Origin of the sequence: Blautia sp. TF10-30 (assembly GCF_003481245.1) — a bacterium.
Classification (GTDB): Bacteria; Bacillota; Clostridia; order Lachnospirales; family Lachnospiraceae; genus Fusicatenibacter; species Fusicatenibacter saccharivorans.
Genome location: NZ_QUKM01000020.1, coordinates 31,160 through 47,914, shown reverse-complemented (window position 1 = coordinate 47,914; position 16,755 = coordinate 31,160). Strand labels below are relative to the sequence as shown.

The following is a 16,755-nucleotide window of genomic DNA, read 5'->3' as shown; positions in this document are numbered from 1 at the left end:
TATCATAGAAGAACCTTCCAAACATTATTTTACAGAAAAAGTTTCATACTCTCCTTCTATCGGTTTTTCCTTTCATAGCAGCTCCTCCTTTAATCGTTCATATATTCATAGTAATCGGATTCACTGGCAAACAAGATATATTTACCATCTACCAATCCCATGTAACCATCACCAGTGTTAAAACCTTTCATTGCCAACTCCTCCATTTCTTTGAATTTTATGATTTAATCTTCTTTGATGGTTACAGTGTATATCAATAGGTGGGGTATAAAAATCCCTGCTCTTTTATACTGCTATCCTTCTAAGACAAAAGGCCCAGAATACTTTTTCCTGAGCCTTTCCATCTTGTTGTTTTCAATTATAGATAAAGCTATTATGCAACATTCTGATTCTCATCATCTAGTTGAGGTAAATCTTCATCGCTACCAATTGCTTTTAAACCTAACATTGTTACCGTCACTCCCAAAGCTAATGTTACAACTCCCCCAATCGTCTTGAACACTCGCTCATGAAATTTCTGCTGCTGTAAATATAATTCCGTTATTTTATCAGCTTCTTCCATCATTTTTTCAGAAAAGTCCCTTCTTTCCTCCTCTGTTAAGTTTTCTTGTTCCAGCTGATTTGCGAAGGTCTCAAGAACATACTGATGTGCATGAACTGCTTGTTCATATTCTTCTTTATTTGTTTCTAAAATTGTTTTGCATAACTGTGTATAATTTTCTATTGCTGATTCCACAAACTCTACATATACTGGGAACTGCTTTATTATTTCAAGCGCCACTTCCTTTTCCATATATGGAATCATAGATGTAAACTCCATCACTTTATCCTTTGTTAAATTTCGAAATGATTCAATTTTTAACGCTTTTTTTACAGCTTCTTCTGAATGATATCTTTTTCTTATTTTCTTTTCCATGATTATGTTCCTACTTTGCTTCTTTGCGAATGGTGCCAATTTTTTTGTCACTTCTGGTATCTCTTCCATTTTTGTTTCTAATAGTCCCCGGTGGAAGACCATGCTTCTTTTCAAGTGTTCCTACTCTACAATCACTTCTAGTTTTCCTCATGTTTTTTCTTCCTTTCATAATTCCGTATCAACAATGCACTTGTTGTTTACTGATGCTTCAAGTATAATAAAATCTATAAAGAAAATACACGCACAGCATGTGGACTTAACACCTGATAATTCTCATGTTCGGCGATATACGGGGAGGTTATTCTCATGGGGAAACAATCTACAAGAGAAAATAAAACAATTTATCAGATTTGCCGGGAAGAAGCCGGTCTTACCAGATTAGAAGCCAGCGAAAAAATGACTGCTGTTTCTGATTCTAAAATTGAAAAATTTGAATATGAAATGCAGGAACCTACACCTTACGATATTATCCAGATGGCAGACGCTTACGGGCGACCAGATCTCTGCAATTATTACTGCTCTCATAAATGCGAAATCGGTCATCGTTATGTCCCGGAAGTCGAAGTTTCCGACTTATCTAATATAATTCTGGAAACCATTGCCAGTCTGAATGAGATTAATCCTCTTACCACACGTCTGATCCAGATTGCCCGTGACGGTAAGATCAGCGATGATGAGATCAAGGATTTTGCTTTTATCAGTAACAAACTGGATGAAATTTCTCTGGCAATAGATTCTCTGAATCTCTGGGTTGATAAAACAGCCGGAGAGCAGGGACTAAACATCGAATTGCTCAGAGAAGAAAAAAAGAAACAGAAATAAGTATGAAAAAACAAGGCAGCGAACCTATTTATGGTTCACTGCCTCTTTCCTTTACATATGCTGTAACTGGTTTATGATGTATTCCGTTCTGCGGATAGCTTCTTCCACCTGATGTCTAGCATTATTGATTCGATCCTGCACCATCCAATCCACAACAAATCCATCAAAAAAATAATCTGCAAAGGATAAGAAGTCTCCAGTATTGATGTTTAAATTACAAGCCACGTTCACATCATTTAATTCCCTACTGAAATTACGAAGATCATATTTCGCCTGTTCCATATTTTGTCTTGCCTGATCCATCTTGGAGTGTTTCAACATCGTAGAAAAGAATCCACCGCCAAACATATCCACCAAGCCCCAATTCTTTGCACTGTTCAGGTTCTCTTTTGCTGTCCGAAGACTACTTAACGCACGTTGTCCTGCTTCAATCGCTTCTCGTTTCTCTTTTTCTATATCATATCCCATAATTTCTTCCCTCCTCGTATTTTTATGAGTTAGATGATATAAGTGCAATGATTCCGCCGATGATCAACAATGGAAGTGCAATATAAATCAGTCCGCCAACAACCATTCCTATCAAAATCACCGGGAAAAATACAACTGTACAGAGCAGCTTTAAGATTCCCCAGGATGCTTTTACACCAAATATAAAAAATTTTCCAATAAACCAGATCATGCATATAGCAAATAATAACGATAACATATTCTACTCCTTCTGACTCCTGTTATGATTTGAATCATTCATTTTTTTGATTGTTTACTTAATATAAACTCAGATGTATTTCTCACACCGATTTTACTACTGAATTCTGGGTTCTTCTCTATTTTTTCAATCATCCGAATTATCCTTATTCTCTGTGCTGTATCCATCTGCTCACCTCATTCTAACAGTTCTGCCTTTTGATATTGTCAGTATAACCGGATAACTTTTCAAAATATATACCTAATACAAAGAATTGAACATATGTAATTCTCAATTTTCGAGGAATAGTTGTTCCTCCTGTTCTTTCATCAAAATTCTTCATCACGGAATGCTTCCAGATATTCATCAATAAGATCCAGATTAACTAACACAATTCGTTTGACATGGTATACTGCTCTGGCATCTTTCGCTAACTGTTAGAGTATATGAAGTTTTGGCTTTATCTTGTAGTTTGCGAATATCCGTATAAATGAAAAGTCTAATCCCCAGCTATGCTGGGGGATTAGACTTTTCATTTAGCTTGTTTCTTGACTACTCAGGAAAAATATTTCTACCCTCGCCCCACCTGTATTTTCAGAATTTGAAAGTTTAATACCTCCACCATATTTTTCAGCCACAGTTTTTGCAAAAAATAGTCCCATTCCATAATGGGCTTCGCCATTTCTACTTGTGTCATCCATAAAAAACTGCTCTGTGCCATGCAATAATGCTTCTTTTGTAAATCCTGATCCGCTATCCTCCACAATGAATGTCAGCCGGCCATCCTGCTCCTTTGCGTCAATATAAATGATTCCATTTTCTTTTGTATGCTCCACTGCATTCTGAATCACATTCATTACGGCTCGGAACATTGGATCATAAGCAATCGTTACCTTTTTATCACTTTGTCCCGCCTTCCAATCTATTTTCTGGTGATAGATTTCTACCAGTCCGAGTGCCTGTTCCTTTATATCTGCGAAAAAATCTTCTAACCTCACCGTTGTATAGGTAACATCACTGCAATTCCATGATTTTGTGACATCTATCAACTGTTTTACATAACTTTGTATCTGTGTTGTGCCGTTCAAAACATAAGTGATATTATTCTTCTGTTCTGTGGTCAGTTCAGTCTCTGAAAGTAGTTCTGCATTTCCCCGTACAATCGTAAGAGGTGTTTTAATATCATGCGCCAAAGCAGACATCTGTTGTTTCTTTTCCTGCTCTGTTTTCCACTGCTTTTCTAAAGATTCTCGCAATGCATCTCGCATATCATCGATTGCCGATAAACAGTCATCAAACTCTTTGATACCGGAACAGGATGTCTCATATTCCAGATTTTGATCCTTTATTTGTCTGATTGCGTCTAATACAGGCTGCATCTGCTTTTTGATTCTTTTTCCAAAACGTATGGACGGAATGATGATAATCGCTACCGCTCCAATCACTGACATAATAATCATCACATTCTGTGGTCCTATAAAATGCTCCCTCAAAAAAGCTGAATGATATTGAGGTGTCAGGCGATATTGCAATACAACATATTCATTTTCCCTTACAATTACTTTATAAAAATATTTCCCGGATGCGTTTCCGTACTTTGCAACATTCCATGCTATCTGTTCGTATTGTTCTGACAGATCTCCACCTATTTTCTCTCCATTCTCTGAAAAGATTACATAATCACAAAGTGCGGGAATCATCTCAGCAGTCACTTTATCTGCACGTAGAATCGTATCATATGCTTCATTAATCTTTTGCTCTGCATAATTTGCCGGATAAATACAGCCCACACTAATCAAAAGGTACAGCAGCAGATAAGCAACAATCACCAAACCAACTAATGATCCAAGCATGACCAGTACATATCTCATAAAAATCCTGCTGAGTGCATTGCTTCTCTTTACTCTTCCCATTTATATCCAATCCCCCAGACTGTTTTTATCGGCATATAATCATAATCCGCAAATTTTGCTCTTATATTTTTGATATGCGTGATAATGGTACTGTCATTACTCTCATTGTCAAAGCCAAAGACCGCTTCCAATATCTGTTCCTTCGAGAAAACCTGTCCTCTGTTTTTAGCCAGAAATTCACAGATTTCGTACTCTGCTTTCGTAAACGGAAGTTCTTTATCATCCATCAACAGTTTCTTTTGAGACATCTGAATGCAGACTCTCCCTAAAACCATCCGGACAGAATGTTCCCTGTGCTCTCTTCTAAGATGTGCATTGATCCTTGCCCGAAGTTCCATCACTCCAAATGGCTTTGAAATATAATCATCTGCTCCTAAAGAAAGTCCGTTTACCAGACTGTTTTCCTCCGTTTTTGCCGTAAGAAACAAAATCGGACAATCCACAAGTATCCTAATTCTTTTGCATAATTCGAAGCCATCAATTCCAGGCATCATAATGTCCAGTAAAATCAGGTCATAACGATGTAATTCTTCCATATTAATTTTTAGTGGATTACTTACTTTGGTAACCAGATGTCCATCCTTATTCAAAATGCTTTCTATCATTTCCAAAATTGCCGGTTCATCATCAACTGCCAGTATTTTTGCCATAGTTTCCCTCGATTCTATTCCGATATTCTGTTTCCTTCCCAGTGGTTTACCCACCAAAAATAGTATACCATACTAATCCCTGTAAATATTAAGCAACCTGGTATGAATGACAACCATTCACCTACACTAGTTTCTCCCAATATAGATTGCAGATAAGTATATGGTACTCTACCCGTCCAGCAGACAAATACATATTTCCACACATAATCTCCAAGTCCGGTAAGCATCAATGCACTAATTAGTCCTGATATAATCCCTGCTCCAATGGATACCCCTTTTCCAAACTGAAAAGCCAGAATCAGCTGCCACAGATAAAGTGGAACACTGCTTCCCCACAGCAGCAATGCTGCAAATATACATCCTTTCATGATTTCGATATCGCTTGATGCGATTCTTCCAAATCCAATTCCGAATATGATTGCTGTCAATAGGATAGAGCACAGACACAAAACCAGTAGCATCAACAGTTTCGATAAAAATGCTGCAGGTTTATCCGGTAAAGACAAGAGATTTTGAAAATCACCTGCATTTTGTTCCTGTTCCATCACACTTGCTGTAAAAATTCCAATAAGTACCGGAAGTCCTGCTCCTATTGCCTGATAAAATGCAATCACTTTCATATTTTCATTCCATGGTGAAAAAAAGTAATATATTAAAAATATAACGCTGGTTATAATCGGAATCAGTAAGTGTGCCAGAATCACAGATGTTCCTTTCATCTTTCGCAAGTCTGCATTAAGAGATCTTCCAATCATCTTATTTCACCTCTCTTCTCTCAAACCATTTCAAAAACAGAACCGTTACAAAAACAAACCAGATGATTGAGAGACACATTCCCGGAACAATGACTCCCGTATCCAAAAGAGGATTCCCTGCTTCTGCGGCAAGTCCATTTGGTAAAACATGAAGCAACGGGCACATCATTCGCATAGGGATTGCAGAAACAAGTACATACCAGATTCTGGTTTGTGATATTACCACACCGCTGACGGTAATAAACAGGCAGACGAACAGGTTTACAATCATTCCAAATCGTTCACTTAAAAATAAAGCTACCGGAATCTCCCATAACTCAGAAACCGTCAGAAACAATACTGCAATCAACGCTCCTCCAACTGGAACATGTGTCGTTAGAAGAAAGCCTCCAAGCGTTGCTCCTGCAAACACAATCACATTAGAAAACAAAATCATGTACCCAATATAAATAATTTTCCCCAGCAACAATTTTCTTCTGTCTGTGGGAATAGTCATTAAATGATAGTATTTTATCTTTTTCTCCTGCGCCACAGAAAGATAACAAAATAGAGCAATCATCCCCGGCAGCAAAAGTGTATACCACCAGTTCCAAACACTTTCTGCATAAGCATTTGTCATCCCAAGAGTAAATATAAATGCCATGACAAATGTAAGAAGAGGAAATCCCCAGATAAACTTTTTTCGCATGGTTCTTTTGGCTTTTTGATGTTCTGCTTTTATAATATTAACCATGGATTTCACCTGCTTTCTGGTTTTTTCTTACCACATTCATAAACAAATCTTCAAGATTATCTCCCTGCTTTAATGCTCCTTCGTATCCTAAGATTCCACCTGAAATAATCCCGACTTTATCTGCAAGTAACTGTACCTCTGAGAGAATATGACTGGAGAGAATTACAGTGATTCCCTGTTCCGGAAAAGACCGGATCAGCTCTCGTAATTCCTCGATGCCTATTGGATCTAATCCATTCGTAGGTTCATCCAATATCAAAAGTTCCGGTTCTCCAAGCAATGCCATTGCAATGCCTAGTCTTTGCTTCATTCCCAAAGAAAACTGTCCTGCTTTCTTCTTTCCGGTGTTTGTAAGTGATACAATCTGCAAGACCTCATCAATTCTGTTTTCATCTGTACCAAGCAATAATTGTCTTACCTTCAAATTCTCTCTGGCGGAAAGATTTTCATAAATAGGCGGATTCTCAATTAGCGCTCCTATTTTTGATAAATCTTTCCTATCCCAAAGTTTTCCATCAAAGTAAATCTTTCCTGCAGTGGGTTTCATCATACCGGTCAACATTTTCAATGTGGTAGATTTTCCCGCACCATTCGGTCCAAGCAGTCCATAAATCTGTTTCTTTTCTATATTAAGTGAAACATTATTTACCGCTTTCTGCTTTCTAAAATATTTACACAAATTTTGTGTCTGCAACATCATTTCCATCTTTACTATCCTTCCTTCCATATTTCATTTCTTACTGAAATATAACCTAACAGAAAAAAATAAAGATTTGATGAAGATTGCTAAATAATTCGTCTACTCTATTTTTATTCTCGTATGGAATAAACCATCAATTGAATATCATTATCAGAACTCGGCTTTCCACTGAAATCAGCAAAGCTGTTACAAATACGAAGTCCTAATTTACCGAATATCTCCGTGATTTCATCCAAACTATATAACCTTATAGGATTTCCTTCTTTCATTTCAGGCTTATAAAGTGCTTCTCCATACATATAGTCTACCTGCCCATCAATTCAAGTGCTTCATCTATCTTAATGATGACGAATATGGCAGAGTAATACAATCACTTATCCGTTTAAAGAACAGCCTGATAGCACAAGGCAGATATACCGACGGGGTTGACGATGTTCTCTGCAAGGTAATGTCAGCCAAGAAAAGAAAGCTCAAAATCAAATATTTCTGAATAAGAAAAGAGACCGCCTACACGATGTAAGCGGTCTTTGATTATTGTAGAGTAAGTCCGACAAACTTGAATTTTCAAATTAGTCTTTACAAATAACCTTTGAACCTTCACCATCAATTACAATTCCCTGACGGTTGTTAATTGGGCATAGATTCAAATCCGAAAACTCAGTCATTATTTTCTCGGTAACTTTCTTAAATGGTGCTGTAAGATAATGCGGAAGAACATAGAAATCAATCAAATCAAGCCCTGCATCATCTTCTTGTGAGTAGTCCTCCGGCTTTTCATCCATTTGCTCGATATATTGGATGCTTGGAGCGCATATAATCGCACCTGCCGATTCACCAATCATCAGTTTTCCCTTTGCCAATTCTTTCTTCAACAGCTCATCCGTTCCCATTTTACGGAGCTGGTCTATAAGGAAAAAAGAATTTCCGCCGGTAAAATATATCACATCCGCATCTTCAAAAACAGACTGTATCGTTGAATAAGCCTCCGTTGAAATATCAATTTCAGTTACGATTGCTCCCAACTTTTTGAATAATTTTCGAGCCGAGCCGACATAACCGGTGTAGCCTTCACGCAGCGAAGCTGTTGGAATAAATGCGACTTTTTTATTTTCAATTTCTTCCTTTATCAGACTTCCTACACTTGAAAAGTGCGAACATAAAAATAGGTTCATCAATATTCTCCTTTATAAATTGCGATTTGCAAGGAACAATTCCTTGTCCCCTACACCATAATTACTATGTATTTGCATCTACAAACTAGAAGTTGTTTATTAAACCTTTTTAACCTTAACCAACAACATCATAGGTCTACGCATTTCATTACACATTCCCGGCATACCCATCATATCTGCCGGAGGCATTGCTTCCTCAATAGCCTCAATTTGAAAACCACATTTTATAAGTGGATTCAATATCTGCGTTAATGTGTGGTGCTGTTTAATTACTCGTTGACCAAGAAAATTGGTTTCTCTTTCGCCTGGGTAATAGTAATTGTCGATTGGCCAATATTTAGGTTTCCCATTTTCATCATAAATCCAATCCTCATTAACACCTGCGGTGAAAGTCGGATGTTCAATATTGAATAGGAAATACCCACCTACTTTTAATGTGCAATACACCTTTTGATAAACATTAGCTAAATTTTCGATATAGTGCAGTACCAGGTTAGAAACAACTAGGTCATAAGTATTTTCAGGATAAATGTATTCTTCAATACCGCAAACTTTATACTTGATTTTGTCATCAGAGTTATCAGCTACTGCTTTTGCAATCATTTTTTGACTACTATCAATACCAAGAATTTCAGTAGCTCCCATTTGTGCGGCATATTTGCAATGCCAACCGTAACCACATCCTAAATCCAAAACTTTTTTTCCCTGTAATTTAGGGAATAACGGTTGCAACTGATGCCACTCTCCAGCAGCTTTCAGACCATCTTTGCTTCTTCCCATTTCCGCATATGCGGCAAAAAATTCACTATTATCGTAAATATTTCTCATTGATAATTACCTCCACAATTTCCTATTTCTCAGTTTCAAAAACTTGAAGTTGTTAATTGCAGTCTCAGAACAGCGATCAGTTCTTCGCCGTCCATTTCACCGGTTTCTTCGAAACCGAAAGAGCGATACATCTGACGGGCAACTGCATTATCGGGTTCATATGATAGCCAACAGTATTCCGCTTCTCCACAAGGCATAGATTTTATGAACTCTAATGCAAGGCTGACCGCTTCTTTTCCGTACCCTCTGTTTTGATATGCCTTATCGATCATAAGACGCCACAGATTATAGTTTCCCTTTGCAATTTCAGGTGCATCCGTCCAATAATCATCAACATCAAAACCAATCATCAGGAAGCCTACAGGCTTATCCTCATCATATATACCAAACGGGAATGCATGACCGTTTCCCGTAATTGCAGTATACGCTTCAATGATGCTGATCTCATTGGTGGCAACGAAGTTCTTCTGCGATTTCGATACCGTCAGTTTCAGGATATCCCAGACATTATTACCATTTACTTTTTCTAAATGAAGCATATATCTTTACCTCGCTAAATATCGATTTGCATTTCCATTCATTTTAGAAAATGGGCAACTCCGATTGGAATTGCCCACCCATTGCACTAATTATGCGATTTTCCCTTGCTTGCACCGATTTCTGCATCAATTGATGTAAGTTTGATGTAAATCGCTGTTTTTTTAGTTTTTTATCAAATGAAGTACGTCCCGTCTATTTGGTAAAACGGTACATCTTTACATCATCTTAATAGAGCTTAGCACCTGCTGGGATTCTGTCATTTACCATCAGAAGGTTCAGTCCCTCGTGACCATCTTCCTCGTGTACTGCTGAAATCAGCATACCCTCGGAATCAATTCCCATCATCTTTCTCGGTGGCAGGTTAACGATAGCGATTGCTGTCTTACCAACCAGTTCTTCCGGCTCGTAATACTCGTGAATACCACTTAAAATCACGCGATCCTTGCGTTCTCCGTCATCCAGTACAAACTTCAGAAGCTTCTTGGATTTCGGAACTGCTTCACACTCAAGAATCTTAACTGCACGGAAATCAGATTTTGCAAATGTATCGAAATCAACCATTTCTTCAAAGATTGGTTCAATCTTCACATTGGAGAAATCAACCTTCTCAGCTACTTTTGTCTCTGCCGGAGCTGCTGCACCAGACTGAGCTGCGTTGTTTGCTTCGTTCTTAGCAGCGCCCTGTGATTTCATTGTCGGGAAGAGCAGCACGTCTCTGATTGCCTCCGCTCCTGTCAGAAGCATACACATACGGTCAATGCCGAATCCAATACCACCGGTCGGCGGCATACCGATCTCCAATGCGTTCATGAAGTCTTCATCTGTTGTATTGGCTTCATCATCGCCCTGGGCAAGCAGTTCTTCCTGGGCTTTAAAACGTTCTCTCTGGTCGATCGGGTCGTTCAGCTCAGAGTAAGCATTTGCCATCTCCCATCCATTCATGAAGAACTCGAAACGCTCTACATATTCCGGATTTTCTGGCTTTTTCTTCGTCAGCGGCGAGATCTCAACCGGGTGGTCCATAACGAACGTCGGCTGAAGCAGATGCTCCTCTACAAACTCCTCAAAGAAGAGATTCAGGATATCACCTTTTTTATGTCTCTCTTCAAACTCAATATGATGCTCTTTTGCAAGTTCTCTTGCCTGCTCCAGAGTCTCAACTTCATTCCAGTCAACGCCTGCGTATTTCTTCACTGCGTCAACCATCGTGATACGCTCGAACGGCTTACCGAGATCCATCGGGATTCCTTTGTATACGATCTGTGTCGTTCCGAGCACTTCCTGTGCGACAAAACGATACAGGTTCTCTGTCAGATCCATCATGCCGTGGTAATCTGTAAATGCCTGGTAAAGCTCCATCAGAGTGAACTCCGGGTTATGTCTTGTATCAAGACCCTCATTACGGAATACACGTCCGATCTCATATACCTTCTCGAGTCCTCCGACGATCAGTCTCTTCAGGTACAGCTCCAGGGAAATACGAAGCTTCAGATCTTCGTTCAAGGCATTGAAATGTGTCTCGAACGGTCTTGCTGCTGCTCCACCTGCGTTCTGTACAAGCATTGGAGTCTCAACTTCCATGAATCCTTCTCCGCTTAAGTACTTGCGGATCGCACTGAGAATCTTGGAACGCTTGATAAAGGTATCTTTAGACTCTGTGTTCATGATCAGGTCTACATATCTCTGACGGTAACGGGTATCTACATCTGTCAGACCGTGGAACTTCTCCGGGAGGATCTGTAAGCTCTTGGAGAGGAGTGTCACTTTCTCTGCATGGATAGAAATCTCACCTGTTCTTGTTCTGAAAGCAAATCCTTCCACTCCGAAGATATCACCGATATCAGATTTTTTAAAATCAGCGTAAGACTCTGTTCCGATCGCATCTCTTGCAACGTATACCTGGATGTTTCCCTGTAAATCCTGGATATTGCAGAAAGATGCCTTGCCCATGACTCTCTTAAACATCATACGTCCTGCAATTGCCACATGGATCGGGCTTGCGTCCATGATATTTCTTCTCTCTTCGTAATCCTTTTTAAGAGCTTCTTTCGCCTGCTCCTCATCCATTCCCTCTACGTTCGGCTCCTGGCGGTCTTTTAACAGCTCAGTCTCATGTGCCTCGTAAAGACCTTTCACCTCAAGCGAATGATGTGTCTGATCGAACTTTGTAATCTGGAACGGGTCTCTTCCGTTCTGCTGCAGCTCTGCGAGTTTCTCGCGGCGAACCTTCAGTAAGTGGTTAATATCCTGTTCCTGTGTCTGCTGTGCCAATCTCTTCACTCCCTTTTCTTTGTATTTTATTAGATATTTCTCTGGATAGAAAGTACTTTGTACTGCATAATTCCGGCCGGTGTTTCTACATCGACAATATCATCCTTGTGCGCGCCGATCAGAGCTTTTCCTACCGGAGACTCATTGGAAATTTTTCCTTCCAGGCTGTTTGCCTCGGTGGAACCAACGATCTGGAACTCGATTTCTTCGTCATACTCCAGATCCAGTACGTCTACTTTACATCCGATATTGATCTTATCGGAATCTACTTCGTCCTCAACAACAACCTCTGCGTTTTTCAGGATTTTTTCGATCTCTTCAATTCTTGCCTCGATGTCACGCTGCTCATCTTTTGCTGCATCGTACTCGGCGTTCTCGGAAAGGTCTCCCTGCTCTCTTGCTTCTTTGATTTTACCGGCAATTTCTCTACGTTTGTTTACTTTGAGGTCATGAAGCTCGTCCTCCAGTTTTTTCAGGCCGGCATAGGTAAGAATCGTTTTTTTCTGTTCCATTTTATACACCCTTTCTATCGTTTCTGTATCCAGTCATATCTGATTTTATTCTGTAAACTCTCCGGAAATGCGCTGTATTTTCAGTATTCCCGGTTGAAATAAGGATAGACTCCGCCTATCCTAACAATTAAAGTAGTATAAAGGATTGCCCACGGAATGTCAAGAAAAAAAGAAACGCAGGAAAGATTTTCTTTTTCACAAATCCTTCCTGCATCTTTCTCTTATTTTTCCTTTATTTTTCGGATGAGCTTCCTGTCAGTGCTTTCTTTTTCCAATTTCCTTTTTTATAGAAAATCAGCGTCAGAAGCGCACCCATGCACCAGCTTACCAGCATGGAAATCCAGAGTACCTGATATCGTCCGTTTGGCAGCTCCGGCGTTCTGGTCAGAAAGGCCAGACCGTATGCCAGCGGCACACGGATTACAACGGTAACAACCATCGAAATCCACATCGGGGTCATCGTATCGCCTGCTCCACGCATGACGCCGGAAAGCGACTGTGTTATTGCCATGGCAATATAGCCGACCGCAAGGATCTTCATCATATTGGCACTTAATGTTACGAGCTCTGTGGTATTCGTAAAGATTCCCATCAGATGATGGCCGAAAATAACAATTAAAAGGGTAATGGTCGTTGAGGTTCCGACAGCAATCAGTGTTCCCTGTTTTGCGCCCTGCTCTACGCGGTCCATACGGCGTGCGCCGACATTCTGACCGGCATACGTTGTCATCGCGGTACCAAACGAAAAGTTCGGCATCATTGCAAAGCCATCGACACGCATGATGATAACATTCGCGGCGATAACCATTTCACCGAAGCTGTTGGTCAGCGACTGTACGATAACCATCGCCATGGAGAAGATCGCCTGGGTAATACCGGACGGCAGACCAAGGCGGATAATTTCCATCGAATACTGTTTTTTCATTTTCAGGTATTTGGGCCTGAAATCAAAAATGTCGGTCATACGCATCAGACGCCACATGCAGAGTACTGCAGAAATTGCCTGCGCAATCACGGTCGCGTATGCAACTCCGGCAACGCCCATGTGGAACTGGGAAACGAATACAATATCTAATACAATGTTGATGACCGTTGCCACCAGCAGATAAATCAGCGCCGAAATCGAATCGCCGAGTCCGCGAAGGATACCACATAGAATGTTATAGTACGCACTGCCGGCACAGCCCACCATCAGGATCACCAGATACGAGGTACACCAGTCGATGATAGAATCCGGTGTTTTCAGCATTTCCAGCAGCGGTCTTGAGAGGACGGCTCCCAGAATCATAATAATGATGGAAGAAATTGCTGTCAGCGTGACGCAGTTTCCGATCGTCATTGAAAGCTCTTTTCTTTGTTTTGCCCCAAAATACTGCGACACCATGACGCCGGCGCCGACGGAAATTCCAACGAACAGAACCAGAAGCAGGTTTAAGATCGGGCTGGCGCTTCCAACTGCCGCAAGCGCATTGTCCCCGACATATTTTCCGATTACAATACTGTCAACCGTGTTGTAGAGCTGCTGGGCAATGTTGCCGATCAGCATAGGGATTGTAAAAGCTACAATCTTTTCCCACGGCTTTCCCACCGTCATGTCGGACGGTGCGAAAAGTTCCTTCATAGTCATACACTACACTCCCTCTTTTGTATTTTTTGTCCCAATACCTCTGTTTATCAGTATAGCATAAAAAAAGCACCCATGATATATCAATATTGGCATATCATAGGTACCTTTTTGACTTGTTTTTATCCTCGTTCCCACTCATTCAGCATCTGTTCCAGCGCCTGCAGGCTCTCCACCTGATTGATCGCCGCGCGCAGCTTTGCCGAATGCGGAAAGCCTGCCGTATACCATGCAACATGCTTGCGCATCTCGCGGATGCCGATCGCGCCGCCTTTGTATTCCACCTGCATCCGTGCATGGCGGAGCATCATTTCTTTTACCTCATGCTGGGTCGGCCTTGCAAGCGTTTCGCCTGTTTCCATATAATGAAGAATCTGTTTAAAAATCCACGGATTTCCTTCCGCGCCGCGTCCGATCATGATTCCGTCACAGCCGGTCTGCTCCACCAGTGCCTCGGCACTTGCCGCATCTGTCACATCGCCGTTTCCGATAACCGGAATCGATACTGCCTCTTTTACCCGGCGGATAATATCCCAGTCTGCTTTTCCGGAATAAAACTGCGCTCTCGTTCTTCCATGAACCGCAATTGCGGCCACTCCGCAGTCCTCGAGGATCTTCGCAATTTCCACAGCATTCGCCGATTCTTCGTTAAAGCCCTTTCGAATCTTTACGGTTACAGGCTTTTTCACTGCCTTTACCATGCTTGTCACGATTTCCCTCACCAGATGCGGATCCTTCATAAGGGCCGAGCCTTCGCCGTTATTGACAACCTTTGGCACCGGACAGCCCATGTTAAAATCCAGAATATCAAACGGCCTTTCTTCGATCTGAGCGGCAATCTGCCCCAAAATCTCCGGATCACTGCCGAAAAGCTGCAGGGACACCGGATGCTCACCCGGATCGATCGTCATCAGATCCTCGGTATTTTTATTCTTATATAAAATTGCCTTCGCGCTCACCATTTCCATACAGATCAGGCCCGCGCCCTGCTCCTTGCACAGAACACGAAACGGCAGATCCGTCACCCCCGCCATCGGTGCAAGCACGAGTGGGTTTGGCATCTCCACGTTTCCGATTTTCAGCGGCGGCATCTTTTGCAGTGTACGTTTCTTATTTTCCATTCGGCTTCTCTCCGTCCTCTTCCATCAGCGCCTCCTCCGGCACCTCCTCACCGAGGAAGAAGACACGGTAATACAGCTCCAGTGATTCCAGCAGCTCCTTTTTTTCTTCCTGATACTGCTTAATCCGAAGAGCGCCGCCGATCTCGTCATACATCGCATCCGCGTCTACAGCCTCTGTCTCAAACTGCAGACTTCCGTCGCTGTCAAACCACATGGTAAAAATACCGCCGATTTCCACCGTAAACATAACACACATAACATGAAGCTCATCCTGCACAGACTGTGGCAGGGATGCAAAATCCTGGTTAAAATAATATTTCTGTTCGTATGCACTTGCTCCGCAAAGCACTACTTTTTCATTATCTGAATACATAATTTTTCCTTTCTCTTCCTTTTCCGTTCTCTCTATACGTAGCTGTATAAGCCTCGCACCGAAACCTCGCCGGAATGCACCTCAGTGATCGTTCCGTCCTTTTTTTGCACGCGCAGCTCACCGGTCGGCGTGATGCCAAGTGCAACGCCCTCGAACGGTTCCTTCGGATCGAGTACACGCACCGGCTGGTCTTTGTTTGCAAGCACAGCCTCATATGCTTCCTTCAGCCCGGAGAGATCCCCTGCTTCCAGGAATTTTTCATAGTCCTCCTCAAATGCCTCCAGCACTGCTGCGACCACTTTCGCCCGGTTGACGGAATGACCCATTTCTATCGCCAGTGAGGTCGCAATCTCCGCGATTTCTTCCGGGAATTCCATCTGATTGACATTGATTCCGGTTCCGATGACAACATAATTGATATAATCAATCTGTGCGCTCATCTCTGTCAGGATACCACAGAGCTTTTTCCCATTCAGCACTGCGTCGTTCGGCCATTTGATTTTCGTATCGACACCGAGCGCTCTTTGCACACCCTGCACTACGGCAAGTCCCATTACAATCGTCAGCATCGGTGCTTTGGCCGGCTCAAGATCCGGGTACAGCAGAATCGACATCGAAACGGAAGTTCCCTCCGGCGATTTCCAGACTCTGCCACGGCGGCCTTTTCCGGCAGTCTGCGTCTCGGCCGTTGTCAGTGTGCCGTTCGGCGCACCCTCTTCCGCCAACCGCTTCGCCCACGTGTTTGTCGAATCCACCTCACGGCTGTAATAAACCGTCTGTCCGACATATTTCGTATGCGTGCGGCTTTCCAGCTCATCCTTCGTTACGAGATCCGGCTCATTTAACAGACGGTATCCCTTATTCTGAACGGCTTCAATCTCGTATCCCTCTTCCTTCAACTGATTCATCATCTTCCATACTGCGGTGCGGGAAATCCCAAAATGTTCACACAGCTCCTGTCCGGAAACATTTTTTCCGGATTCCCGCAGAAGACGCAGCGTCTCGGCTCTCTTATTTTCCAGCATATCGTATTATCACACTCCCTGTGTTGCTTTCTGACTATAAGAAGCACGCTTTATGCATTTCGAAAAATCAACAGCAGCGCTGCGGAAGAGTTTTCCGCAGCGCTGCTGTGCGTGT

At 41.8% G+C, this 16,755-nt stretch carries 19 protein-coding genes and 1 pseudogene; 1 reads left to right on the top strand and 19 read right to left on the bottom strand.

Annotated features, from left to right (window positions below; translation table 11 throughout):
- Nucleotides 1–373: 373 nt before the first annotated feature.
- Nucleotides 374–1,030: a hypothetical protein gene (locus DXD02_RS14275; RefSeq protein WP_199596441.1), complete on the bottom strand. Its 657-nt coding sequence runs from the start codon at nucleotides 1,028–1,030 to the stop codon at nucleotides 374–376.
- A 192-nt stretch (nucleotides 1,031–1,222) separates the two neighbouring features.
- Between DXD02_RS14275 and DXD02_RS14270 the strand changes: the two genes are divergently transcribed.
- Complete coding sequence (locus DXD02_RS14270) at nucleotides 1,223–1,738, top strand: helix-turn-helix domain-containing protein (protein ID WP_055182202.1); 516 nt, start codon at nucleotides 1,223–1,225, stop codon at nucleotides 1,736–1,738.
- Nucleotides 1,739–1,789: 51 nt separating this feature from the next.
- Here DXD02_RS14270 and DXD02_RS14265 read toward each other — a convergent pair whose 3' ends face one another.
- The 18 genes and pseudogenes from DXD02_RS14265 to DXD02_RS14180 all read right to left on the bottom strand — a co-directional run bounded on the left by DXD02_RS14265 (nucleotide 1,790) and on the right by DXD02_RS14180 (nucleotide 16,640).
- Complete coding sequence (locus tag DXD02_RS14265; protein WP_055225697.1) at nucleotides 1,790–2,206, bottom strand: hypothetical protein; 417 nt, start codon at nucleotides 2,204–2,206, stop codon at nucleotides 1,790–1,792.
- Between the two features lie 22 nt (nucleotides 2,207–2,228).
- Entirely contained in the window at nucleotides 2,229–2,444 is a 216-nt protein-coding gene (locus DXD02_RS14260; RefSeq protein ID WP_055221652.1) for a hypothetical protein, read from the bottom strand.
- A 308-nt stretch (nucleotides 2,445–2,752) separates the two neighbouring features.
- Nucleotides 2,753–2,848: pseudogene (locus DXD02_RS15875) on the bottom strand (DUF6462 family protein); the annotation flags it as partial.
- Between the two features lie 111 nt (nucleotides 2,849–2,959).
- The gene (locus tag DXD02_RS14255; RefSeq protein WP_117510123.1) at nucleotides 2,960–4,336 is read right to left on the bottom strand and encodes a sensor histidine kinase; all 1,377 of its coding nucleotides are present in this window, start codon (nucleotides 4,334–4,336) and stop codon (nucleotides 2,960–2,962) included.
- Nucleotides 4,324–4,986, bottom strand: a complete 663-nt coding sequence (locus DXD02_RS14250) for a response regulator transcription factor (RefSeq protein ID WP_055195474.1) — start codon at nucleotides 4,984–4,986, stop codon at nucleotides 4,324–4,326. The genes DXD02_RS14255 and DXD02_RS14250 overlap by 13 nt, the downstream gene beginning before the upstream one ends.
- Nucleotides 4,987–5,000: 14 nt before the next feature.
- Entirely contained in the window at nucleotides 5,001–5,741 is a 741-nt protein-coding gene (locus tag DXD02_RS14245) for a lantibiotic immunity ABC transporter MutG family permease subunit (protein WP_117510124.1), read from the bottom strand.
- Nucleotide 5,742: 1 nt separating this feature from the next.
- A complete protein-coding gene (locus DXD02_RS14240) occupies nucleotides 5,743–6,474 on the bottom strand; it encodes a lantibiotic immunity ABC transporter MutE/EpiE family permease subunit (RefSeq protein ID WP_004853398.1) in 732 nt (243 codons plus the stop codon).
- On the bottom strand, nucleotides 6,467–7,180 hold the full coding sequence (locus tag DXD02_RS14235; protein ID WP_055225704.1) for a lantibiotic protection ABC transporter ATP-binding protein: 714 nt from the start codon (nucleotides 7,178–7,180) through the stop codon (nucleotides 6,467–6,469). Before DXD02_RS14235 ends, DXD02_RS14240 begins: the two co-directional genes overlap by 8 nt.
- 104 nt (nucleotides 7,181–7,284) lie before the next feature.
- Nucleotides 7,285–7,473 (bottom strand): hypothetical protein, encoded by a 189-nt coding sequence (locus DXD02_RS14230; RefSeq protein ID WP_055040005.1) that lies wholly within the window; start codon nucleotides 7,471–7,473, stop codon nucleotides 7,285–7,287.
- A gap of 270 nt (nucleotides 7,474–7,743) precedes the next feature.
- On the bottom strand, nucleotides 7,744–8,346 hold the full coding sequence (locus DXD02_RS14220; protein WP_118667021.1) for a Type 1 glutamine amidotransferase-like domain-containing protein: 603 nt from the start codon (nucleotides 8,344–8,346) through the stop codon (nucleotides 7,744–7,746).
- Between the two features lie 99 nt (nucleotides 8,347–8,445).
- Entirely contained in the window at nucleotides 8,446–9,174 is a 729-nt protein-coding gene (locus DXD02_RS14215; RefSeq protein ID WP_118667020.1) for a class I SAM-dependent methyltransferase, read from the bottom strand.
- A 35-nt stretch (nucleotides 9,175–9,209) separates the two neighbouring features.
- Nucleotides 9,210–9,713, bottom strand: a complete 504-nt coding sequence (locus DXD02_RS14210; protein ID WP_022461045.1) for a GNAT family N-acetyltransferase — start codon at nucleotides 9,711–9,713, stop codon at nucleotides 9,210–9,212.
- 226 nt (nucleotides 9,714–9,939) lie between these two features.
- Nucleotides 9,940–11,985, bottom strand: coding sequence for a lysine--tRNA ligase (lysS, locus tag DXD02_RS14205; protein ID WP_118667019.1), 2,046 nt, complete (start codon nucleotides 11,983–11,985; stop codon nucleotides 9,940–9,942).
- 29 nt (nucleotides 11,986–12,014) lie between these two features.
- Entirely contained in the window at nucleotides 12,015–12,497 is a 483-nt protein-coding gene (gene greA, locus DXD02_RS14200; protein ID WP_022461080.1) for a transcription elongation factor GreA, read from the bottom strand.
- A gap of 232 nt (nucleotides 12,498–12,729) precedes the next feature.
- A complete protein-coding gene (locus DXD02_RS14195; RefSeq protein ID WP_117805257.1) occupies nucleotides 12,730–14,124 on the bottom strand; it encodes an MATE family efflux transporter in 1,395 nt (464 codons plus the stop codon).
- Between the two features lie 119 nt (nucleotides 14,125–14,243).
- Entirely contained in the window at nucleotides 14,244–15,242 is a 999-nt protein-coding gene (gene dusB / locus DXD02_RS14190; protein ID WP_242991169.1) for a tRNA dihydrouridine synthase DusB, read from the bottom strand.
- Entirely contained in the window at nucleotides 15,232–15,615 is a 384-nt protein-coding gene (locus DXD02_RS14185) for a DUF6145 family protein (RefSeq protein WP_117510128.1), read from the bottom strand. Before DXD02_RS14185 ends, dusB begins: the two co-directional genes overlap by 11 nt.
- A 32-nt stretch (nucleotides 15,616–15,647) precedes the next feature.
- Nucleotides 15,648–16,640 carry a biotin--[acetyl-CoA-carboxylase] ligase gene (locus DXD02_RS14180; RefSeq protein ID WP_118667018.1) on the bottom strand — a complete coding sequence of 331 codons (993 nt, stop codon included), beginning with the start codon at nucleotides 16,638–16,640 and terminating at the stop codon, nucleotides 15,648–15,650.
- Nucleotides 16,641–16,755 lie beyond the last annotated feature (115 nt).